This is a genomic window from Aeromonas sp. 9A (assembly GCF_963900955.1).
In the GTDB taxonomy this organism is placed as follows: Bacteria; Pseudomonadota; Gammaproteobacteria; order Enterobacterales; family Aeromonadaceae; genus Aeromonas; species Aeromonas salmonicida.
In genome coordinates this window covers 231,517-255,954 of the sequence record NZ_CAWRFG010000001.1, presented here as the reverse complement: position 1 = coordinate 255,954, position 24,438 = coordinate 231,517, and the positions used below count along the sequence as shown (strand labels likewise).

The 24,438-nt window shown below is 55.5% G+C and carries 39 protein-coding genes; 5 read left to right on the top strand and 34 right to left on the bottom strand.

Translation table 11 applies throughout. The features are described 5' to 3' along the window. Nucleotides 1–181 precede the first annotated feature (181 nt). The 28 genes from rplQ to rpsJ all read right to left on the bottom strand — a co-directional run bounded on the left by rplQ (nucleotide 182) and on the right by rpsJ (nucleotide 13,802). The gene (gene rplQ / locus AACX78_RS01290) at nucleotides 182–565 is read right to left on the bottom strand and encodes a 50S ribosomal protein L17 (RefSeq protein ID WP_005307999.1); all 384 of its coding nucleotides are present in this window, start codon (nucleotides 563–565) and stop codon (nucleotides 182–184) included. Between the two features lie 43 nt (nucleotides 566–608). Beyond that, nucleotides 609–1,598, bottom strand: coding sequence for a DNA-directed RNA polymerase subunit alpha (locus AACX78_RS01285; RefSeq protein WP_005307997.1), 990 nt, complete (start codon nucleotides 1,596–1,598; stop codon nucleotides 609–611). Between the two features lie 25 nt (nucleotides 1,599–1,623). Beyond that, the gene (gene rpsD / locus AACX78_RS01280; RefSeq protein ID WP_005319700.1) at nucleotides 1,624–2,244 is read right to left on the bottom strand and encodes a 30S ribosomal protein S4; all 621 of its coding nucleotides are present in this window, start codon (nucleotides 2,242–2,244) and stop codon (nucleotides 1,624–1,626) included. Nucleotides 2,245–2,283: 39 nt separating this feature from the next. Beyond that, nucleotides 2,284–2,673: a 30S ribosomal protein S11 gene (gene rpsK / locus AACX78_RS01275; RefSeq protein WP_005319702.1), complete on the bottom strand. Its 390-nt coding sequence runs from the start codon at nucleotides 2,671–2,673 to the stop codon at nucleotides 2,284–2,286. A 14-nt stretch (nucleotides 2,674–2,687) separates the two neighbouring features. Further along, nucleotides 2,688–3,044: a 30S ribosomal protein S13 gene (gene rpsM / locus AACX78_RS01270; RefSeq protein WP_005307991.1), complete on the bottom strand. Its 357-nt coding sequence runs from the start codon at nucleotides 3,042–3,044 to the stop codon at nucleotides 2,688–2,690. Between the two features lie 139 nt (nucleotides 3,045–3,183). Further along, nucleotides 3,184–3,297: a 50S ribosomal protein L36 gene (gene rpmJ / locus AACX78_RS01265; RefSeq protein WP_005319705.1), complete on the bottom strand. Its 114-nt coding sequence runs from the start codon at nucleotides 3,295–3,297 to the stop codon at nucleotides 3,184–3,186. Between the two features lie 27 nt (nucleotides 3,298–3,324). Then, nucleotides 3,325–4,653, bottom strand: a complete 1,329-nt coding sequence (gene secY, locus AACX78_RS01260; RefSeq protein WP_005307989.1) for a preprotein translocase subunit SecY — start codon at nucleotides 4,651–4,653, stop codon at nucleotides 3,325–3,327. An 8-nt stretch (nucleotides 4,654–4,661) separates the two neighbouring features. Continuing rightward, nucleotides 4,662–5,099, bottom strand: a complete 438-nt coding sequence (rplO, locus tag AACX78_RS01255) for a 50S ribosomal protein L15 (protein WP_005319708.1) — start codon at nucleotides 5,097–5,099, stop codon at nucleotides 4,662–4,664. 2 nt (nucleotides 5,100–5,101) lie between these two features. Next, a complete protein-coding gene (gene rpmD, locus AACX78_RS01250; RefSeq protein ID WP_005307985.1) occupies nucleotides 5,102–5,281 on the bottom strand; it encodes a 50S ribosomal protein L30 in 180 nt (59 codons plus the stop codon). 6 nt (nucleotides 5,282–5,287) lie between these two features. Next, entirely contained in the window at nucleotides 5,288–5,788 is a 501-nt protein-coding gene (gene rpsE, locus AACX78_RS01245; protein WP_005319713.1) for a 30S ribosomal protein S5, read from the bottom strand. 14 nt (nucleotides 5,789–5,802) lie between these two features. Continuing rightward, nucleotides 5,803–6,156, bottom strand: coding sequence for a 50S ribosomal protein L18 (gene rplR / locus AACX78_RS01240; protein WP_005319717.1), 354 nt, complete (start codon nucleotides 6,154–6,156; stop codon nucleotides 5,803–5,805). Between the two features lie 9 nt (nucleotides 6,157–6,165). Beyond that, the gene (rplF, locus tag AACX78_RS01235; protein ID WP_005319720.1) at nucleotides 6,166–6,699 is read right to left on the bottom strand and encodes a 50S ribosomal protein L6; all 534 of its coding nucleotides are present in this window, start codon (nucleotides 6,697–6,699) and stop codon (nucleotides 6,166–6,168) included. Between the two features lie 13 nt (nucleotides 6,700–6,712). Continuing rightward, a complete protein-coding gene (rpsH, locus tag AACX78_RS01230; RefSeq protein WP_005307980.1) occupies nucleotides 6,713–7,105 on the bottom strand; it encodes a 30S ribosomal protein S8 in 393 nt (130 codons plus the stop codon). A gap of 21 nt (nucleotides 7,106–7,126) precedes the next feature. Then, entirely contained in the window at nucleotides 7,127–7,432 is a 306-nt protein-coding gene (gene rpsN, locus AACX78_RS01225; protein ID WP_005319722.1) for a 30S ribosomal protein S14, read from the bottom strand. A 10-nt stretch (nucleotides 7,433–7,442) separates the two neighbouring features. Continuing rightward, on the bottom strand, nucleotides 7,443–7,982 hold the full coding sequence (rplE, locus tag AACX78_RS01220; protein WP_005319725.1) for a 50S ribosomal protein L5: 540 nt from the start codon (nucleotides 7,980–7,982) through the stop codon (nucleotides 7,443–7,445). A 13-nt stretch (nucleotides 7,983–7,995) separates the two neighbouring features. Continuing rightward, complete coding sequence (gene rplX, locus AACX78_RS01215) at nucleotides 7,996–8,313, bottom strand: 50S ribosomal protein L24 (protein ID WP_005319727.1); 318 nt, start codon at nucleotides 8,311–8,313, stop codon at nucleotides 7,996–7,998. Nucleotides 8,314–8,324: 11 nt separating this feature from the next. Continuing rightward, nucleotides 8,325–8,693 (bottom strand): 50S ribosomal protein L14, encoded by a 369-nt coding sequence (rplN, locus tag AACX78_RS01210; protein ID WP_005307975.1) that lies wholly within the window; start codon nucleotides 8,691–8,693, stop codon nucleotides 8,325–8,327. A 147-nt stretch (nucleotides 8,694–8,840) separates the two neighbouring features. Beyond that, on the bottom strand, nucleotides 8,841–9,089 hold the full coding sequence (gene rpsQ / locus AACX78_RS01205; protein ID WP_005319730.1) for a 30S ribosomal protein S17: 249 nt from the start codon (nucleotides 9,087–9,089) through the stop codon (nucleotides 8,841–8,843). After that, nucleotides 9,089–9,280: a 50S ribosomal protein L29 gene (rpmC, locus tag AACX78_RS01200; protein ID WP_005319733.1), complete on the bottom strand. Its 192-nt coding sequence runs from the start codon at nucleotides 9,278–9,280 to the stop codon at nucleotides 9,089–9,091. The genes rpsQ and rpmC overlap by 1 nt, the downstream gene beginning before the upstream one ends. Continuing rightward, nucleotides 9,280–9,693 (bottom strand): 50S ribosomal protein L16, encoded by a 414-nt coding sequence (rplP, locus tag AACX78_RS01195; RefSeq protein ID WP_005319737.1) that lies wholly within the window; start codon nucleotides 9,691–9,693, stop codon nucleotides 9,280–9,282. Before rplP ends, rpmC begins: the two co-directional genes overlap by 1 nt. 13 nt (nucleotides 9,694–9,706) lie before the next feature. Continuing rightward, nucleotides 9,707–10,417, bottom strand: a complete 711-nt coding sequence (gene rpsC, locus AACX78_RS01190) for a 30S ribosomal protein S3 (RefSeq protein WP_005319740.1) — start codon at nucleotides 10,415–10,417, stop codon at nucleotides 9,707–9,709. Between the two features lie 3 nt (nucleotides 10,418–10,420). After that, nucleotides 10,421–10,765, bottom strand: a complete 345-nt coding sequence (gene rplV, locus AACX78_RS01185; protein WP_005319741.1) for a 50S ribosomal protein L22 — start codon at nucleotides 10,763–10,765, stop codon at nucleotides 10,421–10,423. Nucleotides 10,766–10,775: 10 nt separating this feature from the next. After that, nucleotides 10,776–11,054: a 30S ribosomal protein S19 gene (gene rpsS / locus AACX78_RS01180; RefSeq protein WP_005307960.1), complete on the bottom strand. Its 279-nt coding sequence runs from the start codon at nucleotides 11,052–11,054 to the stop codon at nucleotides 10,776–10,778. 22 nt (nucleotides 11,055–11,076) lie between these two features. Further along, entirely contained in the window at nucleotides 11,077–11,898 is an 822-nt protein-coding gene (rplB, locus tag AACX78_RS01175; RefSeq protein WP_005319743.1) for a 50S ribosomal protein L2, read from the bottom strand. A 15-nt stretch (nucleotides 11,899–11,913) separates the two neighbouring features. Continuing rightward, a complete protein-coding gene (rplW, locus tag AACX78_RS01170; RefSeq protein ID WP_005319747.1) occupies nucleotides 11,914–12,216 on the bottom strand; it encodes a 50S ribosomal protein L23 in 303 nt (100 codons plus the stop codon). Then, nucleotides 12,213–12,818 (bottom strand): 50S ribosomal protein L4, encoded by a 606-nt coding sequence (rplD, locus tag AACX78_RS01165; protein ID WP_005319750.1) that lies wholly within the window; start codon nucleotides 12,816–12,818, stop codon nucleotides 12,213–12,215. Before rplD ends, rplW begins: the two co-directional genes overlap by 4 nt. Before the next feature lie 17 nt (nucleotides 12,819–12,835). After that, nucleotides 12,836–13,468 (bottom strand): 50S ribosomal protein L3, encoded by a 633-nt coding sequence (rplC, locus tag AACX78_RS01160; protein WP_005319753.1) that lies wholly within the window; start codon nucleotides 13,466–13,468, stop codon nucleotides 12,836–12,838. A gap of 22 nt (nucleotides 13,469–13,490) precedes the next feature. Beyond that, a complete protein-coding gene (rpsJ, locus tag AACX78_RS01155) occupies nucleotides 13,491–13,802 on the bottom strand; it encodes a 30S ribosomal protein S10 (RefSeq protein ID WP_005307944.1) in 312 nt (103 codons plus the stop codon). A 356-nt stretch (nucleotides 13,803–14,158) separates the two neighbouring features. Here rpsJ and AACX78_RS01150 point away from each other — a divergent pair, with 356 nt between their 5' ends. Further along, a complete protein-coding gene (locus tag AACX78_RS01150) occupies nucleotides 14,159–15,073 on the top strand; it encodes a DMT family transporter (RefSeq protein WP_159165159.1) in 915 nt (304 codons plus the stop codon). A 37-nt stretch (nucleotides 15,074–15,110) separates the two neighbouring features. Here AACX78_RS01150 and envZ read toward each other — a convergent pair whose 3' ends face one another. Together envZ and ompR are read right to left on the bottom strand one after the other, a co-directional pair. Further along, nucleotides 15,111–16,421 (bottom strand): two-component system sensor histidine kinase EnvZ, encoded by a 1,311-nt coding sequence (envZ, locus tag AACX78_RS01145; protein ID WP_201302743.1) that lies wholly within the window; start codon nucleotides 16,419–16,421, stop codon nucleotides 15,111–15,113. Beyond that, nucleotides 16,418–17,137: an osmolarity response regulator transcription factor OmpR gene (gene ompR / locus AACX78_RS01140; RefSeq protein WP_005319762.1), complete on the bottom strand. Its 720-nt coding sequence runs from the start codon at nucleotides 17,135–17,137 to the stop codon at nucleotides 16,418–16,420. The genes envZ and ompR overlap by 4 nt, the downstream gene beginning before the upstream one ends. Nucleotides 17,138–17,377: 240 nt before the next feature. Between ompR and greB the strand changes: the two genes are divergently transcribed. Both greB and AACX78_RS01130 read left to right on the top strand, forming a co-directional pair. After that, nucleotides 17,378–17,851, top strand: a complete 474-nt coding sequence (greB, locus tag AACX78_RS01135) for a transcription elongation factor GreB (RefSeq protein WP_005319766.1) — start codon at nucleotides 17,378–17,380, stop codon at nucleotides 17,849–17,851. Nucleotides 17,852–18,201: 350 nt separating this feature from the next. Beyond that, nucleotides 18,202–20,514 carry a Tex family protein gene (locus tag AACX78_RS01130; protein WP_159165158.1) on the top strand — a complete coding sequence of 771 codons (2,313 nt, stop codon included), beginning with the start codon at nucleotides 18,202–18,204 and terminating at the stop codon, nucleotides 20,512–20,514. Between the two features lie 37 nt (nucleotides 20,515–20,551). Here the strand turns inward: AACX78_RS01130 and AACX78_RS01125 are convergent, their stop codons facing one another. From AACX78_RS01125 to bioH, 4 genes are all read right to left on the bottom strand, one after another. After that, a complete protein-coding gene (locus tag AACX78_RS01125; protein ID WP_005319791.1) occupies nucleotides 20,552–20,830 on the bottom strand; it encodes a hypothetical protein in 279 nt (92 codons plus the stop codon). Between the two features lie 90 nt (nucleotides 20,831–20,920). Further along, nucleotides 20,921–21,721, bottom strand: a complete 801-nt coding sequence (locus AACX78_RS01120; protein WP_159165157.1) for a putative metalloprotease CJM1_0395 family protein — start codon at nucleotides 21,719–21,721, stop codon at nucleotides 20,921–20,923. 1 nt (nucleotide 21,722) lies between these two features. Next, complete coding sequence (locus tag AACX78_RS01115; protein ID WP_159165156.1) at nucleotides 21,723–21,956, bottom strand: flagellar biosynthesis protein FlgE; 234 nt, start codon at nucleotides 21,954–21,956, stop codon at nucleotides 21,723–21,725. Nucleotides 21,957–22,027: 71 nt separating this feature from the next. Next, entirely contained in the window at nucleotides 22,028–22,792 is a 765-nt protein-coding gene (bioH, locus tag AACX78_RS01110) for a pimeloyl-ACP methyl ester esterase BioH (protein WP_159165155.1), read from the bottom strand. A 38-nt stretch (nucleotides 22,793–22,830) separates the two neighbouring features. Between bioH and AACX78_RS01105 the strand changes: the two genes are divergently transcribed. Both AACX78_RS01105 and nfuA read left to right on the top strand, forming a co-directional pair. Next, nucleotides 22,831–23,559: a ComF family protein gene (locus AACX78_RS01105; protein ID WP_159165154.1), complete on the top strand. Its 729-nt coding sequence runs from the start codon at nucleotides 22,831–22,833 to the stop codon at nucleotides 23,557–23,559. A gap of 149 nt (nucleotides 23,560–23,708) precedes the next feature. Beyond that, nucleotides 23,709–24,287, top strand: coding sequence for a Fe-S biogenesis protein NfuA (gene nfuA / locus AACX78_RS01100; protein ID WP_017411920.1), 579 nt, complete (start codon nucleotides 23,709–23,711; stop codon nucleotides 24,285–24,287). Nucleotides 24,288–24,438 lie beyond the last annotated feature (151 nt).

Genomic DNA, 24,438 nt, shown 5'->3' with positions numbered 1-24,438 from the left:
GGCAGTTGAGGCAGTTGAGGCAGTTGAGGCAGTTGAGGCAGTTGAGGCAGTTGAGGCAGTTGAGGCAGTTGAGGCAGTTGAGGCAGTTGAGGCAGTTGAGGCAGTTGAGGCAGTTGAGGCAGTTGAGGCAGTATCAGGATTCATTAAAAGAAAAGCCGGGACAAGCCCGGCTTTTTCTTTATCACTCAGCAGCTGCTTCAGCAGCGGCCGGGCGGTCTACCAGCTCAATGTAAGCCATAGGGGCGTTGTCGCCAGCACGGAAACCGCATTTCAGAATGCGAGTATAACCGCCGGCACGCTCCAGGTAGCGCGGGCCCAGTTCATTGAACAGCTTAGCCACGATCGCGTTATCGCGAGTGCGGGCAAATGCCAGACGACGATTAGCAACGCTATCAGTCTTGGCAAGGGTGATCAGCGGTTCAACTACACGACGCAGCTCTTTTGCCTTAGGCAGAGTCGTCTTGATGATCTCATGACGAACCAGGGAGCTGGCCATGTTGCGGAACATAGCCTGACGATGGCTGCTGTTCCGGTTCAGTTGACGACCACTCAAACGATGGCGCATGACCTTATCCTTCTAACTAAATCTGTGAAACCCGTAATCTGGATTACTCGTCAGCGATGCTGGCGGGCGGCCAGTTCTCAAGGCGCATGCCAAGAGACAGACCACGGGAGGCCAACACATCCTTGATCTCAGTCAGGGACTTCTTACCGAGGTTAGGAGTTTTAAGCAACTCAACTTCGGTACGCTGTACCAGATCACCAATATAGTGGATAGCTTCTGCCTTCAGACAGTTCGCAGAACGAACTGTCAGCTCCAAATCATCGACAGGACGTAGCAGAATCGGATCAAACTCGGGTTTCTCTTCTTTCTTCTCGGGCACGCTGACATCGCGCAGATCCACGAAGGCTTCCAGTTGCTCGGCCAGAATAGTGGCAGAACGACGGATGGCTTCTTCAGGATCCAGAGTACCATTGGTCTCCATGTCGATGACCAGCTTGTCCAAGTCGGTACGCTGTTCCACACGTGCTGCCTCAACATTGTAGGCAATACGAACGATGGGGCTGAACGCGGAGTCCAGCAGCAGGCGACCAATCGGACGCTCTTCATCATCGTTGTGAACACGAGCAGAAGCAGGCACATAACCACGACCGCGCTGAACTTTCAGGCGCATGCTGATTTCAGCATTGGCACCGGTCAGGTGGCAGATTACGTGCTCCGGGTTTACGATCTCGACTTCATCACCGTGAGTGATATCACCAGCGGTAACGGGGCCTGTTCCAGACTTGGTCAGGGACAGAGTTACCTCGTCCTTGCCTTCCAGCTTCACAGCGATACCTTTCAGGTTGAGCAGAATTTCAAGAATGTCTTCCTGCACACCTTCTTTGCTGCTGTACTCATGCAGTACCCCGTCAATTTCGACTTCAGTAACTGCACAACCGGGCATAGATGACAGCAAAATACGACGCAGGGCATTACCCAGCGTGTGACCAAAACCACGCTCAAGTGGCTCAAGAGTCACTTTCGCATGAGTCGGGCTAACTTGCTCGATGTCAACTAGCCGCGGTTTAAGAAAATCTGTTACAGAACCCAGCATTGTGTCCTCTCTTTAGAAGCTAGCTTTACTTGGAGTAAAGCTCGACGATCAGCTGTTCGTTAATGTCGGCAGACAGGTCGGAACGCTCTGGCAGACGCTTGAAAGCACCTTCCATTTTAGCGGTGTCAACCTCTACCCAAGTCGGCTTCTCACGCTGACCAGCAACCTCGAGGGATGCTTTGATACGCGCTTGCTTCTTAGCCTTCTCACGAACGCAGACCACGTCCTCAGGGGAAACCTGGAAAGAAGGAATATTCACAACGCGACCATTTACCATGATGGCCTTATGGCTCACCAGCTGACGAGATTCAGCACGGGTAGCGCCGAAGCCCATACGGTAAACAACGTTGTCCAAACGACCTTCCAGCAGCTGCAACAGGTTCTCACCGGTGTTACCCTTTTGACGGGCAGCGTCGCGGTAGTAGTTGCGGAACTGTTTTTCCAATACGCCGTAGATACGACGAACTTTTTGTTTCTCGCGCAGCTGAACACCGTAGTCGGACAGACGCGCTTTACGCGCACCGTGCTGACCAGGGGCGGTGTCAATCTTGCACTTAGAATCAATCGCACGAACACCAGACTTCAGGAAGAGGTCGGTGCCCTCACGACGGCTAAGCTTAAGCTTAGGACCGATATATCTTGCCATCTTCTTTCTCCAACAATCCTAGACCAAGTTGCAACAGCGTTATACGCGGCGCTTCTTGGGAGGACGACAACCGTTGTGCGGGATCGGAGTCACATCAGTAATATTAGTGATGCGGAAACCAGCCGCGTTCAGAGCGCGGATGGAAGACTCACGACCGGGACCCGGACCTTTGACCATGACTTCCAGGTTCTTCACGCCGTATTCTTTGGCGATCTCACCAGCACGCTCAGCAGCTACCTGGGCAGCAAACGGAGTGGACTTACGGGAACCACGGAAACCTGAACCACCGGAGGTAGCCCATGACAGAGCATTGCCCTGACGGTCAGTAATGGTCACGATTGTGTTGTTGAAAGATGCATGAACGTGCGCAATACCGTCGCTCACTTGCTTTTTAACGCGCTTGCGAGCACGAGTCGGAGTTTTAGCCATTTTCTACCTTCCCGTTACTTCTTGATAGCCTTGCGCGGACCCTTACGGGTACGAGCGTTGGTCTTGGTACGTTGACCACGAACAGGCAGGCTACGACGGTGACGCAAACCACGGTAGCAACCCAGATCCATCAATCGCTTGATGTTCATGGATATCTGACGACGCAGGTCACCTTCAACGGTGAATTTACCTACTTGTTCACGCAGACTCTCGATCTGAGCTTCGTCCAGGTCTTTAATTTTCACATTCTCAGCGATACCGGCTGCGGCACAGATGGCCTTGGAGCGGGTACGACCGACGCCATAAATCGCAGTCAAAGCAATGACTGCATGCTTATGGTCAGGAATGTTAATGCCAGCGATACGGGCCACTATTCACTCCTACATATAGTAGATTACGACCACCACAAAGCCCGTGAGCGGATACGTGGCGGTCAACCAATACACAACAAAAGTTGGCTGGCTATATTAGCCAGCACAACTATTTGTTGCAAGTACTAACCGTAAAAAATTAGCCTTGGCGCTGTTTATGCTTTGGCTCGCTGCAAATCACACGCACCACACCGTGACGCTTGATGATTTTGCAGTTACGGCAGATTGCCTTAACGGAAGCACGAACTTTCATTGCTTAACTCCGTAACTACGCCGACCTTTAGCGGCCGTAGCCCTTCAGGTTGGCCTTCCTCAGGACGTCGCCATATTGATGAGACATCATATGGGTTTGTACCTGAGCCATGAAGTCCATGATAACTACCACGATAATCAGCAGCGAGGTGCCACCGAAGTAGAACTGTACGTTCCAAGCAGTCATCAAGAACTGGGGTACCAGACAGATAAAGGTTATATAGAGCGCACCTGCCAATGTCAGGCGAGTCATAACCTTATCGATGTAACGTGCTGTCTGCTCGCCCGGGCGGATCCCCGGGATAAAGGCTCCACTCTTCTTCAAGTTGTCTGCTGTCTCGCGGGGGTTGAACACCAGCGCGGTATAGAAGAAACAGAAGAAGATAATGGCTGCTGCATAGAGCATCTCATACAAGGGCTGACCCGGCTGCAGGACCATAGAGACCTGTTGCAGGATATCAGCGACCTTGCCCTCACCCTGACCAAACCAAGAGGTGATGGTTCCTGGGAAGAGGATGATGCTGGATGCGAAAATCGCAGGAATCACACCGGCCATATTCACTTTCAATGGCAAGTGTGTGCTTTGCGCTGCGAATACCTGGCGGCCTTGTTGACGCTTGGCGTAGTTAACGACGATACGACGCTGACCACGTTCCACGAACACCACAAAGTAAGTCACTGCGAAAACAATCAAGCCCAGCAACAACAACAGCAGGATGTGCAATTCCCCTTGACGTGCCTGTTCGGCCGTAGCACCAATGGCATGCGGCAAACCAGCAACGATACCCGTGAAAATAATCAACGAGATACCATTACCGATCCCACGCTCGGTAATCTGCTCACCCAACCACATCAAGAACATGGTACCGGTGACCAGACTCACAACGGCCGTGAAATAGAAGCCCAAACCCGGATGTGTCACGAGTCCTTGCATCATATTCGGCAGACCGGTTGCAATACCAATGGCCTGGAAAGTTCCCAAAACCAGCGTGCCCCAACGGGTATATTGGCTAATCTTGCGACGGCCAGATTCACCTTCTTTCTTGAGTTCAGCAAGAGCGGGGTGAACCACAGTCAGCAGCTGGATAATGATCGATGCCGAAATATACGGCATGATCCCCAGCGCAAGAATAGAAGCACGCGAGAGTGCACCACCACTGAACATGTTGAACATCTCAATGATGGTGCCCTTCTGTTGTTGGAACAACTCGGCCAGTACGGCGGCGTCAATACCAGGAATCGGCACATAAGAGCCTGCACGGAAAACGATAATCGCCCCGAGAACGAAGAGCAGACGGCTCTTCAATTCACTCAGACCACCCTGTGCTTTAACATCCAATCCTGGTTTCTTAGCCATTGTACTGATTATTCCTCGATTTTACCGCCAGCGGCCTCGATGGCTGCACGTGCACCTTTGGTGACGGACACACCACGAACGGTCACAGCACGGTCAATGTTGCCAGACAGAACAACTTTAGCGAAAACGATGTTCTTGGTAACAACACCGGCTTGCTTCAGAGTGCTCAAATCGACCACATCACCTTCTACCATGGCGATTTCGTTCAGACGCACTTCGGCAGAAACCAAAGATTTGCGAGAGAAGAAACCGAACTTCGGCAGACGGATTTTCAAAGGCATCTGGCCGCCTTCGAAACCAGCGCGGACTTTACCGCCACCGGAACGAGAGGTTTGACCTTTCACACCACGACCACCAGTCTTGCCCAAGCCGGAGCCGATACCACGACCACGACGTTGTTTTTCAGGCTTGGAACCAGCGGCCGGAGACAGAGTATTCAGACGCATGCTTAGCCCTCCACCTTAACCATGTAATAAACCTGGTTGATCATACCGCGTACGCAGGGAGTATCTTCCAGCTCAACGGTGTGACCAATGCGACGCAGACCCAGACCACGCAGAGTCGCCTTGTGCTTTGGCAGACGGCCGATAGAGCTGCGAGTTTGAGTTACTTTTACAGTGTTAGCCATGTCGCATTACCCCAGAATTTCTTCAACGCGCAGACCACGCTTGGCAGCGATCTGGGCCGGGGATTGACCCTGTACCAGAGCGTCTACAGTTGCGCGAACAACGTTGATTGGGTTGGTGGAACCGTAGGTCTTAGCCAGCACGTTGTGAATACCAGCAACTTCCAGAACAGCACGCATGGCGCCGCCTGCAATGATACCAGTACCTTGTGAGGCCGGCTTCATGAACACGGAGGAACCGGAGTGAACACCGCGCACCGGGTGGTGCAGAGTGCCATTGTTCAGTTCAACCTTGCTCAGGTTACGCTTAGCCTGTTCCATCGCTTTTTGAATAGCGGCCGGAACTTCACGGGCCTTACCGTAACCGTAACCTACACGGCCGTTACCATCACCCACCACGGTCAACGCGGTGAAGGACATGATACGACCACCTTTAACAGTTTTCGAAACACGGTTTACTGCAATCAGCTTTTCTTGCAGTTCGCCGGCTTGAGATTCGACTTTAGCCATCTTCGACTCCTAGCTTAGAACTGAAGACCAGCGTCACGAGCAGCGGTAGCCAGAGCGGCTACACGACCGTGATACTTGAAACCGGAACGATCGAAAGATACGTTCTGAACGCCTTTGGCAATAGCACGCTCAGCGATTGCTTTACCTACTGCGGTAGCTGCATCAGCATTACCGGAGTATTTAAGAGCTTCACTGATGGCTTTCTCTACTGTAGAAGCAGAGGCCAGAACTTCGGAACCGTTGGCTGCGATAACCTGCGCGTAGATATGACGCGGGGTACGGTGAACAACCAGACGGGTAGCTCCCAGTTCCTGCATCTTCTTCCGAGCACGAGTAGCACGACGGAGACGAGCTGCTTTCTTGTCCATAGTGTTACCTTACTTCTTCTTAGCTTCTTTAGTACGCACTTGCTCGTTGGCATAGCGTACACCCTTGCCCTTGTAGGGCTCCGGAGCGCGGTAAGAACGGATATCGGCGGCGACCTGGCCAACCAGCTGCTTGTCCACACCACGCAGAACGATCTCTGTAGCGGTCGGGCATTCAGCGGTGACACCAGCCGGCAGCGCATGCTCTACCGGGTGAGAGAAGCCCAGGGCCAGCGCGACAGCATTGCCCTTGATGGAGGCTTTATAACCTACACCAACCAGCTGCAGCTTACGCTCGAAGCCTTGGGTAACACCGATTACCATGTTGTTAGCCAATGCACGTGCAGTACCGGCCTGAGCGTCAGCACCAGCGATGCCGTCGCGCGGGGCGAACTTCAGTACATTGTCTTCTTTGGTCACTTCTACACCGGCGTGGATGGAACGAACCAGAGAACCTTTACCACCTTTGATGGACAGTTCCTGACCGTTCAGAGTCACCTCTACGCCAGCAGGAATAGTGACGGGTGCCTTAGCAACGCGAGACATTTCCGACCTCCTATTAAGCGACGTAGCAGATGATCTCACCACCCATGCTTGCCTTGCGGGCAGCACGGTCGGTCATCACACCTTTAGACGTGGACACGATAGCAACACCGAGACCGCCCATAACTTTCGGCAGATCAGTAGTGCGCTTGTAAATACGCAGGCCGGGACGGCTCACGCGTTGGATCAGTTCTACAACTGGCTTGCCCTGGAAATATTTCAGTTCAATTTCCAGTTCCGGCTTCACATCACCAGCTACGGAGTAGCCAGCAATGTAACCTTCTTCTTTCAGCACTTTGGCGATAGCCACTTTCAGCTTGGAAGAAGGCATGGAAACCGCAACTTTGCTCGCCGCCTGACCGTTACGGATGCGGGTCAGCATATCCGCGATCGGATCTTGCATGCTCATAAGTCTAACTCCCGAGATTCGTTACCAAGAAGCCTTCTTCAGGCCCGGAATTTCGCCCTTCATGGCATGCTCACGCACCTTGATGCGAGACAGACCAAACTTACGCAGGAAACCGTGCGGACGACCAGTAATATTGCAACGGTTACGCTGGCGGGACGGACTGGAATCACGGGGCAGCTGTTGCAGTTGCAGTACAGCATCCCAACGCGCTTCTTCAGAAGCGTTCATATCAACGATGATAGCTTTCAGCTCGGTTCGCTTAGTGGCGAACTTGGCTACCAGCTTCGCACGCTTTGCTTCACGTGCTTTCATGGATGTTTTAGCCATAACCCTAACCTTACTTGCGGAATGGGAAGTTAAAGGCAGCCAGCAGAGCACGGCCTTCTTCATCGGTATTCGCGGAAGTGGTGATGGTGATATCCAGACCACGGACGCGATCGACTTTGTCATAGTCGATTTCCGGGAAGATGATTTGCTCACGCACGCCCATGGAGTAGTTACCACGACCGTCGAACGCTTTAGCGTTCAGGCCACGGAAGTCACGGATACGCGGTACGGAGATGCAAATCAGCCGTTCCAGGAACTCCCACATACGCTCGCCACGCAGGGTTACTTTACAACCTATCGGGTAGCCTTCACGAATCTTGAAGCCCGCAACAGATTTGCGAGCTTTGGTGATCAGCGGCTTCTGACCGGAAATGGCAGCCATATCGGCAGCGGCATTTTCCAACAGCTTTTTGTCAGAGATCGCTTCACCAACACCCATGTTCAGGGTGATTTTCTCGATCCGAGGGACTTGCATGATAGTCTTGTAACCGAACTGTTTGGCCAGTTCATTTACTACATCGGATTTGTAGTAATCATGCAGTTTCGCCATCGTTAAACTCCAATTACTTCACAAGTTCGCCGGTGGATTTGAAGAAACGAACTTTTTTGCCGTCTTCAATCCGGAAACCAACGCGATCAGCCTTGCCAGCGGCAGAGTTGAACAGCGCTACGTTAGAAACGTCCATTGGGGCTTCTTTGCTGATGATGCCGCCAGCCTGACCCAGTGCGGGTACCGGCTTTTGATGCTTCTTCACCAGATTGATGCCTTCAACGAGAACCTTACCTTCGGTTACCAGGACTTGAGTGACTTTGCCACGCTTGCCCTTGTCTTTGCCGGTAAGAACAATCACTTCGTCTTCGCGACGGATTTTAGCTGCCATCGTTCGACTCCTTACAGTACTTCGGGTGCCAGGGACACAATCTTCATGAACTTCTCATTACGGAGTTCACGGGTCACCGGGCCAAAAATACGAGTACCGATTGGCTGTTGGTTGTTGTTAAGCAACACAGCCGCATTGTTGTCGAAACGGATGACTGAGCCGTCCGGACGACGAACGCCTTTACGGGTGCGTACGACCACCGCGTTATATACATCACCTTTCTTCACTTTACCGCGAGGAATGGCTTCCTTGATGGAAACTTTGATGATGTCGCCGATGCCGGCATAACGGCGGTGCGAGCCACCCAGAACCTTAATACACATTACACTGCGAGCGCCGGAGTTGTCGGCCACACCCAGCATACTTTGCATCTGGATCATTTTAGTGCTCCGCTTTGTTTACTTCTTATCCCTTTCGGGATCTGGCTGCCTTCAAAAGGCGCGAAACTATAACACATGATTTTGAGAAAAGGTAGCCTAAAAAACAAACGGCCCCGCTAAGGGGCCGTTTGGACTACAAAGTACCGATTAGGCCTTTTCTAAGATCGCAACCAGGGTCCAGGACTTGGTCTTGGACAGCGGGCGGCATTCGCGGATTTCCACGAGATCGCCAGCTTTACACTCGTTGTTTTCATCATGTACGTGCAGCTTGGTAGTGCGCTTGATGATCTTACCGTAGATCGGGTGCTTTACCTTGCGCTCGATAGCAACAGTGATGGATTTTTCCATCTTGTCGCTGATTACACGACCTTGCAGAGTACGGATCTTGTCAGTCATTACGCACCTGCCTTCTCAGTCAGTACAGTCTTGATACGTGCGACGTCACGACGCACTTGTTTCAGAGTGTGAGTCTGAGCCAGCTGGCCAGTGGACGCTTGCATGCGCATGTTGAATTGCTCACGCAGCAGGCCCAGCAGCTCCTGGTTCAGTTCATCGACGCTCTTTTGACGCAGATCTTGGGCTTTCATCACATCACCGTCTTAATTACGAAAGTGGTCTGAACAGACAGCTTAGCTGCGGCCAGGGCAAACGCTTCACGCGCCAGAGCCTCAGGTACACCGTCCATCTCGTACAGAACCTTGCCAGGCTGGATCGGGCAGACCCAATATTCCACGTTGCCCTTACCTTTACCCATACGAACTTCGAGAGGCTTTTCGGTGATGGGCTTGTCCGGGAACACACGGATCCAGATCTTGCCTTGACGCTTAACGTGACGGGTCATGGCACGACGGGCTGCTTCGATTTGACGAGCAGTCAGTTGACCACGAGATGTCGCCTTCAGGCCAAAGGTACCGAAGGATACTTCGTTACCAGTGTTGGCCAGACCGCGGTTGCGACCCTTATGGGTCTTGCGGAATTTAGTACGCTTTGGTTGCAACATTTACCGAATCTCCTTACTTACCGCGGCGTTTGTTATCGCGCTTGGGCTTTGCAGGAGCTTGCTCTTGAGCAGCGGCAGCATTGACTGCAGCCAGACCACCCAGAACTTCGCCCTTGAAGATCCAAACCTTAACGCCGATCACACCGTAAGTGGTGTGGGCTTCAGAAGTTGCGTAGTCGATGTCGGCACGCAGGGTGTGCAACGGCACACGACCTTCACGGTACCATTCGGTACGCGCGATTTCAGCACCGCCCAGACGACCAGACACTTCCACTTTGATGCCCTTGGCACCCAGGCGCATTGCGTTCTGTACGGCGCGCTTCATAGCACGACGGAACATTACGCGACGTTCCAGTTGGGAAGTGATGCTGTCAGCAACAAGCTTGCCATCCAGCTCCGGCTTACGGACTTCGGAAATGTTGATCTGAGCAGGCACGCCGGTAATCACGGCGACAGCTTTGCGCAGTTTCTCAACGTCTTCGCCTTTCTTACCGATCACAACACCCGGACGAGCGGTGTGAATGGTCACACGGATGCTCTTGGCCGGACGCTCGATGGTGATCTTGGACAAGGACGCATTTTTCAGTTCCTTGGTCAGGAACTGGCGTACTTGAAAATCGCTGTACAGGTTGTCAGCGAAGTCTTTGGTGTTCGCGAACCAGGTAGAATTCCAAGGCTTGGTAATACCCAGGCGAATGCCATTAGGATGTACTTTCTGACCCATTGCTTATCTCCCAGCCTTAGCGTCGGATACCACTACAGTGATGTGAGCGGTACGCTTGAGGATACGATCCGCACGACCTTTGGCACGCGGACGGATGCGCTTCATGGAGGGACCTTCGTCGACCATGATAGTAGCAACACGCAGCGCATCGATATCAGCGCCTTCGTTGTGCTCAGCGTTTGCAATGGCAGATTCCAGCACTTTCTTAACCAGCACTGCAGCCTTTTTCGGGCTGAAGGTCAGGATATTCAGAGCCTTGTCTACGGACAGACCACGTACTTGATCGGCTACCAGACGAGCTTTCTGGGCAGAAGTACGGGCATAACGGTGTTTAGCGATAGCTTCCATCATTTATCCCTTAGCGCTTCTTAGCCTTCTTATCAGCAGCATGGCCGCGATAAGTACGAGTCGGTGCGAATTCACCCAGTTTGTGACCGATCATTTCTTCGGTAACGAAAACCGGAACGTGCTGACGACCATTATGGACAGCGATGGTCAAACCGATCATGTTCGGGATGATCATTGAACGACGGGACCAGGTTTTAACCGGCTTTTTATCCCCGCTTTCCACCGCTTTCTCTACCTTCTTCAGCAAGTGCAGGTCAATAAATGGACCCTTCTTGAGAGAACGTGGCATGGTGATTCCTCTATGTTAACAATTACTTGTTACGACGACGTACGATGTACTTGTCGGTACGCTTGTTCTTGCGGGTCTTGAAGCCTTTAGCCTTCTGGCCCCATGGGGACACAGGCTGCATGCCCTTGTTACGACCCTCACCACCACCGTGCGGGTGGTCGACCGGGTTCATCGCCATACCGCGAACGGTCGGACGAATACCACGCCAGCGGTTGGCACCGGCTTTACCCAGTTGACGCAACATGTGCTCGGAGTTACCGACCTCACCGATGGTGGCGCGGCACTCGGCCAGAACTTTACGTACTTCGCCGGAACGCAGACGCAGAGTTACATAGTTACCTTCACGAGCCAGGATCTGGATGAAAGTACCAGCGGAACGAGCCAGCTGGGCACCTTTACCAGGTTTCATCTCAACGGCGTGAACAGTCGAACCGACCGGGATGTTGCGCATCGGCAGGGTGTTACCTACCTTGATTGCGGCATCAGCACCAGAAGCGATAGCGTCACCAGCTTTCAGGCCTTTCGGAGCCAGGATGTAACGACGCTCACCGTCTGCATACAACACCAGAGCGATGTTAGCGGTACGGTTAGGATCGTATTCCAGGCGCTCTACTTTGGCCGGGATACCGTCTTTGTCACGTTTGAAGTCGACGATACGGTAATGCTGCTTGTGACCACCACCGATATGACGGGTAGTGATACGACCGTTGTTGTTACGACCACCGGACTTGCTCTTGCTGTCCAGCAGAGCGGCAAAGGGCTTACCCTTGTACAGCTCTTGATTGACGATCTTAACGACGTGGCGGCGGCCTGGAGAAGTAGGCTTGCACTTAACGATTGCCATTTTTCAGAACTCCTCTTACTCGGCTGCGCCCATGAAGTCGATGTCCTGACCAGCTTTCAGGGTCACATAAGCCTTTTTCCAATCGGAACGACGGCCTACGCGTGCACCTGAGCGCTTGGTTTTACCCTTCATGTTCAGGGTACGGACGGTCTCAACTTCGACCTCGAACAGTTTCGCAACTGCAGCTTTGACTTCCGCCTTGGTGGCGTCGACAGCAATTTTGAACACGATAGTGTTCTGCTTCTCGGCGACCATGGTGCTCTTTTCAGAGATATGCGGAGCCTTCAGAACTTTCAACAGACGCTCTTCGCGGATCATGCCAGCATCTCCTCGATTTGCTTAACTGCTTCAGCAGTCATCAGAACCTTGTCGAAAGCGATCAGGCTGACCGGGTCGATACCGGCAACGTCACGCACGTCAACTTTGTACAGGTTGCGAGCAGCCAGGAACAGGTTCTCATCGACTTCAGCTGTCACGATCAGAACGTCAGTCAGTTCCATCTCTTTCAGCTTGGCGATCAGTTCTTTGGTCTTCGGCGCTTCGATGCCGAATTTCTCGACAACGATCAGGCGCTCTTGACGTACCAGTTCGGACAGGATGCTACGGATAGCACCGCGGTACATCTTCTTGTTTACTTTTTGGCTGTGATCTTGCGGCTTAGCAGCAAAAGTCACACCACCGGAACGCCAAATGGGCGAACGGATGGAGCCAGCACGGGCACGACCAGTACCCTTCTGACGCCACGGCTTTTTGCCGCCACCAGACACTTCAGAGCGAGTCAGCTGCGCACGAGTACCCTGACGGGCACCTGCGGCATATGCAACGACGACCTGGTGAACCAGAGCTTCGTTGAATTCGCGCCCGAAGGTAGTCTCGGAAACTTCAAGAGCGCTCTTGGCGTCTTTCATTACCAATTCCATTACTATCTCCTCAGACGTTACGCTTTGACGGCAGGTTTGACGATCACGTTGCCGTTGGTTGCACCTGGGACTGCACCTTTGATGAGCAGCAGGTTACGTTCAGCGTCAACACGAACCAGTTCCAGGTTCTGAGTCGTTACACGCTCAGCACCCATGTGACCAGCCATCTTTTTGCCCTTGAATACACGACCCGGAGTCTGGTTCTGACCGATAGAACCCGGAGCGCGGTGAGACAAGGAGTTACCGTGGGTCATATCCTGGGTGCGGAAGTTGTGGCGCTTTACAGTGCCCGCAAAACCTTTACCCTTGGATGTGCCGGTAACGTCTACCATCTTAACGTCAGCGAGAAGATCTACTTTCAGCTCGCTACCAACAGTGAAAGTTTCACCGTTGTTCAAGCGGAATTCCCACAGACCGCGACCGGCTTCTACACCAGCTTTGGCAAAGTGGCCAGCTTCCGGCTTGGTCACACGGCTGGCTTTTTTGGCGCCAGTGGTAACCTGAATAGCGTTGTAGCCGTCGGTTTCTACAGATTTGACCTGAGTTACACGGTTAGCTTCAACTTCGATAACAGTCACCGGGATAGAAACGCCATCTTCAGTGAAGATGCGAGTCATACCCACTTTGCGACCTACAAGACCGATTGTCATTGTTATCAACCTCTTTCCGTAATTAACCCAGGCTGATCTGGACGTCTACACCAGCTGCCAGATCCAGACGCATCAGGGCGTCTACGGTCTTGTCAGTCGGTTCAACGATGTCTACCAGACGCTTGTGAGTGCGGATCTCGTACTGATCACGCGCATCTTTGTTGACGTGCGGGGAGATCAGGACGGTGAAGCGCTCTTTGCGAGTCGGCAGCGGGATAGGACCGCGAACCTGCGCGCCGGTGCGCTTTGCAGTTTCAACGATTTCCGCTGTGGATTGATCAATCAGGCGATGATCAAAAGCCTTCAGGCGAATACGGATTCTTTGGTTCTGCATTGACAGAGCTCCAATAGATAAAAGAACACAAACCAACACCGCCCGACCGAGATTACTCCCGCCAGAGGTGTGATTTTTCACGTTTCCCCCCATATCGGGAGGACTGTATGGCTGGTCATCCGTAAACGAACAACTCAGCAGCAGACATATCGTCTGGCTTACCTCATGGGTAAGCGGAGGGGATTATACGGATTTTTCAAATTTGCGCAAGGGAGGGCGAACAGATTGTGCGCAGTTTTATGTGACAGATGGATCTCGCCGGCGACACCTCATCCCCTTGGCAACTCGGGGTAACGACAATGTTACAAACAGGCTGGTAGACTGTGCGCCTGCCTCTGTCAGTGGAACGACATCCAATGCTCAAAGATCAAAAAAAAGCCTATCAGTATGGACTCTGCGCCGTTGCCCTCTGGTCGACAGTCGCCACCGCGTTCAAGATCTCCCTCGCCTACTTTGAACCGGTGCAATTGCTGCTTGTAGCCGCCTTCACCTCGACCCTCACGCTGACGGCGATAGTCGCCAAACAGGGTAAACTGCCGCTGCTACGGAGTTACATCAAGGCCCGCCCTTTCTATTACCTGACCCTGGGTGTGTTGAACCCCTTCCTCTATTACCTGCTGCTGTTCAAGGCCTATGATCTGCTGCCCGCCCAGCAGGCACAGACTCTCAACTACACCTGGGCCATCACCCTCAGTCTGCTGGCAGTCCCCTTTCTCGGCCAGAAACTGCGCCGCCGCGATGGAGTGGCCATAGTGCTGGGCTACTTCGGTGCCCTGGTGATCGCCACCAAGGGGGATGTGTTCGGCCTGCAATTCGACAGCCCGCTCGGGGTCGCGCTGGCGCTGGTATCGACGCTTATCTGGGCCAGTTACTGGATCCTCAACACCCGCAATCAGGGCGACCCCATCGTCAGCCTATTGCTCGGCTTTATCATCAGCCTTCCTTTCATTGTCGCGGCGACCTGGCTGCTCTCCGATTTCGCCATGACAGCCTGGCAAGGCTGGGTCGGCGCCATCTATGTGGGCCTGTTCGAGATGGGCTTCGGTTTCGTGCTCTGGCTGATGGCTTTGCGCCATGCCACCAACACGGCCCCTATAAGCAACCTCATCTTCATCTCGCCGTTTGCCTCCCTGGTGCTGCTCAACCTGTTGATCGGCGAGACCATACACCCGGCAACCCCCATAGGGCTGGGGCTGATCGTCGCCGCCTTGCTTATCCAGCAGATGAAATATGGCAAGCGCTACCGCAAGGGAGCAGAGCCGCAAGCCTGATAATGCAAAAGGGCGTATCCACGGATACGCCCTTTTCTCAATCCATCCACTCCAGTGGCTGGTTCTTGGGAAGCCGGACCTCGACCAACAAGCCCCCCAGTTCGGCCCGTCCCAGCCGGATGGTGCCGTGATGCTGGGAGACGATCTTGGCGACGATGGCCAATCCCAGGCCGCTGCCACTGCCGGTGCGAGCCTCGTTGCCCTGAGTGAAGGGCTTGAGCACCCGGTAATAATCCTGCTCGGGGATGCCGGGACCATTGTCCGACAGCCGCAGCCGCACCCAGTGACCATCATCTTTGAGCTCGGCGTGCAACCTGCTCGCGCCGTAGCGCAGCGAGTTGCCTGACAGGTTGTTGAGAATACGGCGAATACTGATGGGATTGCAGGCCACTCTCACCGCCTCTTCCGGCAATTCGAGGTCAACCTCCAATCCCTGATCGGTCTGCATCAGCAGTACGTCGTGGATCAGCTGAGTCAGATCGATCTGCTGGGTATCCAGTCCCTCGTCCGGCCGGATATAGTCGATGAACTGATCTATGATGCCGTTGGACTCGTCGATGTCCGCGTTGATGCTCTCCTTGAGACACTCATCCCCGGACGACATCATTTCGGTCGCCAGCCGGATGCGGGTCAGCGGTGTGCGCAAGTCATGAGAGACCCCGGCCATCATCAGATTGCGCTCCTCAATCAAGCGTTTGATGGAGCTCGACATATGATTGAAGGTCCGGGTCAGTCGGCGTACCTCCCGCGACCCCTGTTCCCCCAGCGCATCGGGAAAGTTGCCGCGCGCCACGGCTACGGCGCCGGCCTCCAGATCCTCCAGCGGACGCACCAGCTGGCGGGCAAAACGCCAGGCAGCAAACAGAGTGACCACCAGCAGCACGCTCATGTAGAGGATCAGCGGCTCGATATCGTCATCTTCGATCTCGGTCAGCGGGATACGCACCCACACCTGGTTGGCCTGCGGCGGCTGGATCCAGATGATGTAGTGATCCTGGATCTCGACCCGCACCTTGGTCTTGCCACCCAGTTCACGACTGATGCTCTCTTCCAGATAGGTATATGGCTTGGAGTCGTTGAGCCCATGCTGTTCGGCCTCCGTCTGGGTGTAGAGGTCACTGCCGGTCGCGACATAAACCAGCGCTTCGGCATCCTCGCTCAGCGCCAGCTGATTGCTTTCGACCGGGAAGATGAGCTTGACCTGATTGGCCAGCAGGTGGCTGATCTGCTTGACGGTGGGCGCCAGCAGATAGTTGTAGAAGGTGACATAGGAGACAAACTGATAGACCACCAGCACGGCGGCCAAAAACCAGAGCATGCGAGAGAACATGCTGCCCACTTTTTTCATTCGCCATCACCGTCCGGCACGAAGACGTAACCCAGGCCCCAGACTGTCTGCAGATAACGAGGCTGGGCCGGGTCCTGCTCCAGCAGGCGGCGCAAGCGGGATACCTGCACGTCTATGCTGCGCTCGGTCGCCGTGTACTCGCGCCCTCTGGCCAGATTCATCAACTTGTCGCGGGAGAGGGGCTCACGAGGGTGGCTGACCAGCACCTTGAGCACCGCAAATTCACCGCTGGTCAGGGCCACGGGCTCCCCATCACGGCTGAGCTCCCGGGTCGCCAGGTTGAGCTGATAGCTGCCGAAGGTCACCATCTTCTCGGCGGTCGAAGGCGCGCCAGGCAGTTCGACGGTATGCCGGCGCAGCACGGCACGGATCCGCGCCAGCAGCTCACGGGGGTTGAATGGCTTGGGCAGATAGTCATCAGCCCCCATCTCGAGCCCGACGATGCGGTCCACCTCATCGCCCTTGGCGGTCAGCATGAGCACCGGGATCTGGTTGCCGGCTTCACGAAGGCGACGACAGATAGAAAGCCCATCCTCCCCCGGCAGCATCAGATCAAGTACCATCAGGCTGAAGTTTTCACGGGTCAGCAGGCGGTCAGCCTGTTCGCCATTGGCGACGCCCCGAACAACGAATCCCTGTTCGGTCAGATAACGCTCCAGCAGGGAACGTAATTTCAAATCATCGTCGACGACCAGAACCTTGTATTGCTGACTCATTGCTTGCCTCTCCTCTCGATATGTTGCCAATACTAGAGCTCGAGGCCCCAACGGCAAAGCATAAATATGTTACCGGTTATTGCCCATGGCATCCCTTGATCCCTCTGCCGTCAGCACCTGTCGACCATGCTGCCCCCTGATGACGACGCAGTTTTTGCTCGACACAGAAATGGCAGCGACTAAGATCCGCCGAGCCATAAGAGGCTCATCAGCCCACATTGACGCAGGTACCTGAAATTCATGAAGACCAAGCTCATCACCCGCGAAGGCTACAACAAGCTGAAAGAAGAGCTCGATTTCCTGTGGCGCGAAGAGCGCCCCGAGACCACGCGCAAGGTGGCCTGGGCCGCCAGCCTGGGGGACCGCAGCGAGAATGCAGACTACCAGTACAACAAGAAGCGGCTGCGGGAGATCGACAGACGGGTGCGTTACCTGCGCAAATGCCTCGAAGAGCTGGGGATCGTCGATTATGCTCCCGCCCAGGAGGGCAAGGTGTTCTTCGGCGCCTGGGTCGAGGTGGAAAACGAAGAGGGTGACACCAAGCGCTTTCGCATCGTCGGTTATGACGAGATTTTTGGCCGCAAGGATTACATCTCCATCGACTCTCCCATGGCTCGGGCCCTGCTCAAGAAAGAGGTCGGGGATGAGGCCATAGTACCTACGCCAGTCGGTGACGCCTGCTGGTATATCAATGACATCAGCTATCCCAAATGACGCAGCCGGGGAGACGTGTCCTCCCCGCCATCCAGGTCAGCATAGTGCCCTTCCCTCCCGGACATCTTCTCTTCCATGACTGGGAGCGGATCGCTCGGTCTCTTCCCTCACCCTTGGGCTCAACGGCCATTTACGTCACTTCGCCAGGGTGGCATACAGTCGTGCGACCCCATATAGTGCTCACATTTGGCGCCTTATGGCGCAAACCGATCTCGGTGGCACTCTCGATACACGCCATGATGCACATCCTCATGGTGCAGAGACGCGACCTGCTGGCGGGCAGTACACCCAGCCGCAGAAAGTCGACACCACCCAGGCCAGTTGGATAGAAGCGACCACAGAGACCCCCGATGCACAGCCATGTAATAGAGAGACAGATTGCCGGTGAACTGAATGCCCGTCCGGAACAAGTGCAGGCAGCCGTTCGCCTGCTGGATGAAGGCTCGACAGTGCCCTTTATCGCCCGTTACCGCAAAGAGGTGACTGGTGGCCTGGATGACAGCCAGCTACGCACTCTGGAGAGCCGCCTTGGTTATCTGCGCGAGCTGGAGGATCGGCGCCAGGTGATCATTCGCTCCATCGAGGAGCAAGGCAAACTCACCCCTGAGCTGACCCGTGAGCTGAATGGCGCCGACAGCAAGACCCGGCTGGAAGACCTCTATCTCCCTTACAAACCCAAGCGTCGTACTAAGGGACAGATGGCCATAGAGGCGGGGCTAGAGCCACTGGCGACCCTGCTGCTCACGGACCCGATGCGGGATCCCGAACAGGCCGCTGCCGGCTTCCTCAATTCCGAGCAAGGCATCACAGACAGCAAGACAGCCCTTGATGGAGCCCGCTACATACTGATGGAGCGCTTCGCCGAGCAGGCAGACCTGCTGGAGAAACTGCGGGACTATCTGTGGCACAACGCCACCCTGCGCGCTCGCGTGGTGGCAGGCAAGGAACAGGAAGGGGCCAAGTTCAAGGACTACTTCGAACATGATGAGCCGCTGCACAAGGCTCCCTCCCACCGGGTACTGGCCATGCTGCGCGGGCGCAATGAGGGGGTCCTCAATCTGGCGCTGGTCACAGGTGAAGACGAGGGCGCCAGCCCCTGTGAAGGCATCATAGCCCACCACCTCAAACTCAATCTGCAAAGCCGTCCGGCCGACAAGTGGCTGCAAGGTGTCGTGAGCTGGACATGGAAGATCAAGCTGTCACTGCAGATGGAGACCGAGCTGATCGGCCGGATCCGCGAATCGGCAGAAGAGGAGGCGATCAAGGTGTTTGCCATGAACCTCCAGGATCTGCTGATGGCAGCCCCGGCGGGCATGCGCTGCACCATGGGGCTGGATCCGGGCATCCGTACCGGGGTCAAGGTGGCCGTGGTCGATGCCACTGGCAAGCTGGTCGATCACGCCACCATCTACCCGTTCGAGCCGAAGAAACAGGTCGATCAGAGCCTCAAAACCCTTCGCGAGCTGTGCCAGAAGCACAAGGTGGAGCTCATCAGCATCGGCAACGGCACCGCCTCGCGGGAAACCGATCGGCTGGTGAGCGAACTATTCGAGCGCTACCCCGCCGCCAAGGCGCAGAAGGTTGTGGTCAGCGAGGCGGGCGCCTCTGTCTACTCCGCCTCCGAGCTTGCCTCCCAGGAGTTCCCGGATCTGGATGTCTCTATCCGTGGCGCCGTATCCATCGCCCGCCGCCTGCAAGATCCCCTGGCCGAGCTGGTCAAGATCGATCCCAAGAGTATCGGTGTGGGCCAGTATCAGCACGACGTAGGCCAGAGTCAGCTTGCACGGCGGCTAGATGCAGTAGTCGAAGATTGCGTGAACGCAGTCGGGGTGGATGTGAACACAGCCTCGGTCGCTCTGCTGAATCGGGTTTCCGGTCTCTCCCAGACGCTAGCCCAGAATATCGTCGCCTATCGGGACGAGCACGGCGCCTTCCAGAGCCGCCAGCAGTTGCTGAAGGTGAGCCGGCTCGGTCCCAAGGCATTCGAGCAGTGTGCCGGTTTTCTGCGTATTCGTGGGGGCAGCAATCCTCTCGACAGCTCGGCGGTGCACCCGGAATCCTACCCTGTGGTTGAAAGGATCCTGGCGCAACTCCAGCAGCAAGTTGAAACCCTGCTCGGCAACGGCAGCCTGCTGCGCAGCCTGAAGCCGGCTGACTATACGGATGAGCAGTTCGGCGTGCCCACTGTCACCGACATCATAGGCGAGCTGGACAAGCCGGGCCGCGACCCGCGCCCCGAGTTCAAGACCGCCACCTTCAAGGATGGGGTGGAGAAGATAAGCGACTTGGTGCCAGAGATGATATTGGAAGGCGTGGTCACCAACGTCACCAACTTCGGCGCCTTCGTCGATATCGGTGTCCATCAGGATGGGCTGGTCCACATCTCCTCCCTGACGGATCGTTTCGTCAAGGATCCTCGCGAGGTGGTCAAGGCGGGGGACATAGTGAGGGTTAAGGTGCTGGAGGTCGATGCCCCGCGCAAGCGGATCAGCCTGACCATGCGGCTGGACGAAAAAGCCGGACAACCGGCCCGCAAGCCTGCCGAGCCACGCAACACTGGCGCTGGCTGTGCCAAACCCAGAAACGAGCCCCGTCAGGCAGCGCCCATGGGGGGCGCCATGGGCAGTGCGTTCGCTGCTGCTCTCTCCAAAACCAAGAAATGAAAAAAGCCCCGCTAGGGGCTTTTTTACAAGACCAGGCTTACTGGCTGAGGGTAGCCAGAATACCTTCCGGATCCTGATGTTGTACCAGCACCTCCCGCAGCCGGTTGAATGCCTTGCAGGCTTCCTGCGGGTACTTGCCATAAGAAACGACGCCGGTGTGGCTCCAGCCGGCCGCCAGCATGACCTTCTTCTTGAAATGGGTCCCTTCAGTCCCGCCGCCACCGAGTTGCATCAAGAACTGTTCCATCTGAAGGTGAGGAGGGGGGACACGGGAGAAGGTGGCAAAATCTTCCGGTTTGACTTCATCAAAGTGCATGGCGACTCCTGTGAGGATGAATGGGATTACCCCTCAGATTAGTTGCAAAAACCCGGGTCGGGATAGAAAAATCGGGGAAAAGTAGTGTGCCTAGACGCTTAGGCTGAGATCCTGCTGCGCCGCTGGCCTGACCGCCTGTTGATATCGCTGGGCGATGACCTGATTACGTTGTTCCATATAGGTATTCAGCACGCCGGTCCGTGCACCGTCAGCAGGCGTAGCGCCTGACTGGGAGCTGGATGTCATCATTGCCTTGCGGGCTTGGGCCTCCTTGGCTGTGGCACTTCTGGCCACACTCAGATCCTGTGCGGAAGGCTCGGCAGGCGCCAGAGCGGCTGCCCGTACCTGCTGCATCTTGGCAATGGTGGCTTCAGGATCACCAGGGATAGTCCCGATATCGATGGACACCTCACCACCAGTGGCATAACGCTTGCCGTCCGGTCCCATCGAAAATTGATAAGTAGGGCTACTGGCAAACTGGCCGCCTGCAGCCTGATGAGCCTGCTCGTGGGTGCGAACCTCCTGATCCCTGTCCACCAGCTCCTTGATCTGCAGCTCCTGCTTTTGTTGCTGCTCCTGCTGCTTGGGATCCTGCTGTTGCTTGTTGCGCTGGCCATCCTCACCCGTGGCTTCAACAAAGCGGTTATCCACGGGCGTTTGCGGGTTGCTGGTCTGTGACCCTTCCCGCGTCTGCTGAGAGGTCTGGGTAGCATTGGCCTGGCTGGCCTTTGACTTGTCTTTCTGCGAGCCGACTTCAGGCTCTGCATTGAATGCCTCGCTCTGACGAGTCTGGGGGATGAGTGCTGCACGGCGATTGTCAGTGCGTGCCGATTCCGTCTGCGGTTGCAGCTGATTAGGAATAAGGGTCGGCAGACTGACATTGATGTTCATGTCAGACCCGGATATCGATCAGGGTACCCATCATGTCACTGGCAGTCTGGATCACTTTGGCAGAGGCACCAGCCTGCACCTCGGCCACCTTGAGGTTGACCAGTTCGTCAGGCAACTGCACCTGATCGCCGCTCGGCGTGTTGAGCCGGGCAATCTGGCTGGATGCCTTGTCGGCAATCTGCTCCGCTCGCTGAAACCCTTGTACTCCGCTGTTCAATGCAGAATCTACGCGCATGACAACTCTCCTCTGACGTTGGATTAATTATCCGTCACGCCAGAGGATTAATGAAGTAAATCGTCTGTTTTTCAACCAACAAAATGTCGAACGATTTCAACGAACTGTTGTGGATGGGAAATAAAGGGTGCGTGCGAGGCCTTTTCCAGCACCACGCTGTGGCTGGCTGGGTAGCGCTCATCCAGCAGCGCAATGGAGGCTTTAGGCACCAGGGAATCCAGCCGGCCATAGACGCGCAGCCAGGGCAAGCTCAGTGGTACCAGCTCATCGCGCAGGTCAACATCTGCCAGCAAACCGAGCCCGGCCTCCAGCGCGGCAAACTGGGGGACGGGGCGTTCCGCCAGCCAGTGGCGCAGCTGACGGATATCATCCCTGGCATGCTCGCTGCCCATGGCCTGGATCGCCAGAAAGCGTTCTATGGTCTGCCTGAAGTCTCCCGCCAACATCTGATTGAAACCGGTCAGCACCTTGGGGGCTATACCAGGCCACTCATCCCGGGCCATGAAACAGGGAGAGCTGGCCACAGTGATAAGCGAATGAAGTCGCTCAGGCTGGGTCAAGGCCAGCTGGCTTGCTACCAGACCACCGAGAGACCAGCCGAGCAGATGGCACTTCTGCGGCAAGACGGTGGCAATCTGCTCTGCCAGCCAGGGCAGGTTGTAATCACTCCCCTCGCGCAGCGGACTGTTGCCAAACCCGGGCAAGTCCACCAGATGCAGCCGATAATGTGCCGCCAACTGCTGGGCAATACCATGCCAGACTGCGCCATTCATGCCCCATCCGTGCAACAGCACCAGATCGGGTCCCTGACCAAACCGTTCTACCGATACGCTCATCTAGACTCAAGATCCCTGTTCATTCTCTTGGGGTCAGCATGTTAAAGCGGCTGCTAGCCAAAGCAAGTCCGATCCTTGGCAGCCACGCCGACTGGCAGGGCAGCTGTCTGCTCTGCCAGCAAGCTTGTGATAGCCAGCCACTGCTTTGTAGCTGGTGTCGACAAGCCCTGTACCAGCCCTACCCCAGATGCACATTGTGCGCGGCCCCCTTGCCGGAATACATGGGAGATAAGGAGCTGATCTGCGGCCGCTGCCAGCGCAGGCCACCACCCTGGGAGCGGTTGCAGGTCATTGGCGACTATCAGGCCCCCTACCCCATGCTCATTCCCCAGCTGAAATACGCCGGCCAGATCCTGCTGGCGCCACTGCTCGCACGCCTGCTGGCCGATCATCTGAAAAGCGACGAGCCCCCAGAAGTCATCATCCCTGTTCCCCTGCACTGGTGGCGGCAGTGGTGGCGCGGCTTCAATCAGGCTGAAGAGATAGCCACTACCCTCAGCCAGATCACCGGTATTCCTTGTGATAAGCAGTTGCTGAGTCGCACCAAGGCAACCCCGCAACAGACCCGGCTCAGTGCCGGTCAGCGGCGGCGGAATCTGCGGGGCGCCTTTCACGTTCGCCCCCATCACTATCGGCATGTGGCCCTGCTCGACGATGTGGTAACCACGGGGGCGACGGCGGGCCAGCTCACCCGCTTGCTGCACGAGAGCGGCATCGAAAAAGTGGAAGTGTGGGCCATTTGCCGTACGCTCAAACATCTCAAATGACCCTAGGTATGTATACCGCAGGCTCAGTCACATCAGGCTGCCATAGGTATATTTGACATATGTTAAGCGCCATCTGCATGCTACCCAAGCACTGCCAAGCGAGTTATCATGAATACCCTAGTCGTACACTCAGGTTTATGAGGATAGTGATGATCAGCATTTCCGACACCGCCCAGGCCCATTTCCGTAAACTGCTGGAAAAACAGCCTGATGGCACCAATATCCGGGTGTTTGTGGTCAATCCGGGAACCCAGAATGCCGAGTGCGGCGTATCGTATTGCCCGCCCGACGCGGTGGATCCGGAAGATCAACACCTGCCTTTCAGCGGATTTGACTGCCTGGTTGATCCTCTGAGCGCCCCTTACCTGGTCGATGCCACCATCGATTTCGTCACCGATCAGATGGGCTCCCAGCTCACCCTCAAAGCCCCCAACGCCAAGATGCGCAAAGTGGCCGACGATGCACCGCTGATCGACCGCATTGAATATGTGCTGATGTCCGAGGTCAACCCCATGCTGGCCGGTCACGGTGGCAAGGTAACTCTGGTCGAGTTGACCGAAGACAAGCTGGCCATCCTGCAGTTTGGCGGCGGTTGCAACGGTTGCTCCATGGTCGATTACACCCTGAAAGAGGGGATCGAGAAGCAGCTGCTGGAAAAATTCCCTGGCGAGCTCAACGGTGTCAAAGATGCCACCGAGCACCAGCGCGGCGATCACTCCTACTATTGATCCCGTGCCAGTGGCGATCATCCATCAGGGTTGATCCCCTCTGACCGCACATGAAAAGGCCCCGCCAATCTGGCAGGGCCTTTTGCTATCCGACGAACCGAATGAGCCTATCTCAGTAGGCGTCGTTGTTGACGGCAGTTTGAACACGGAC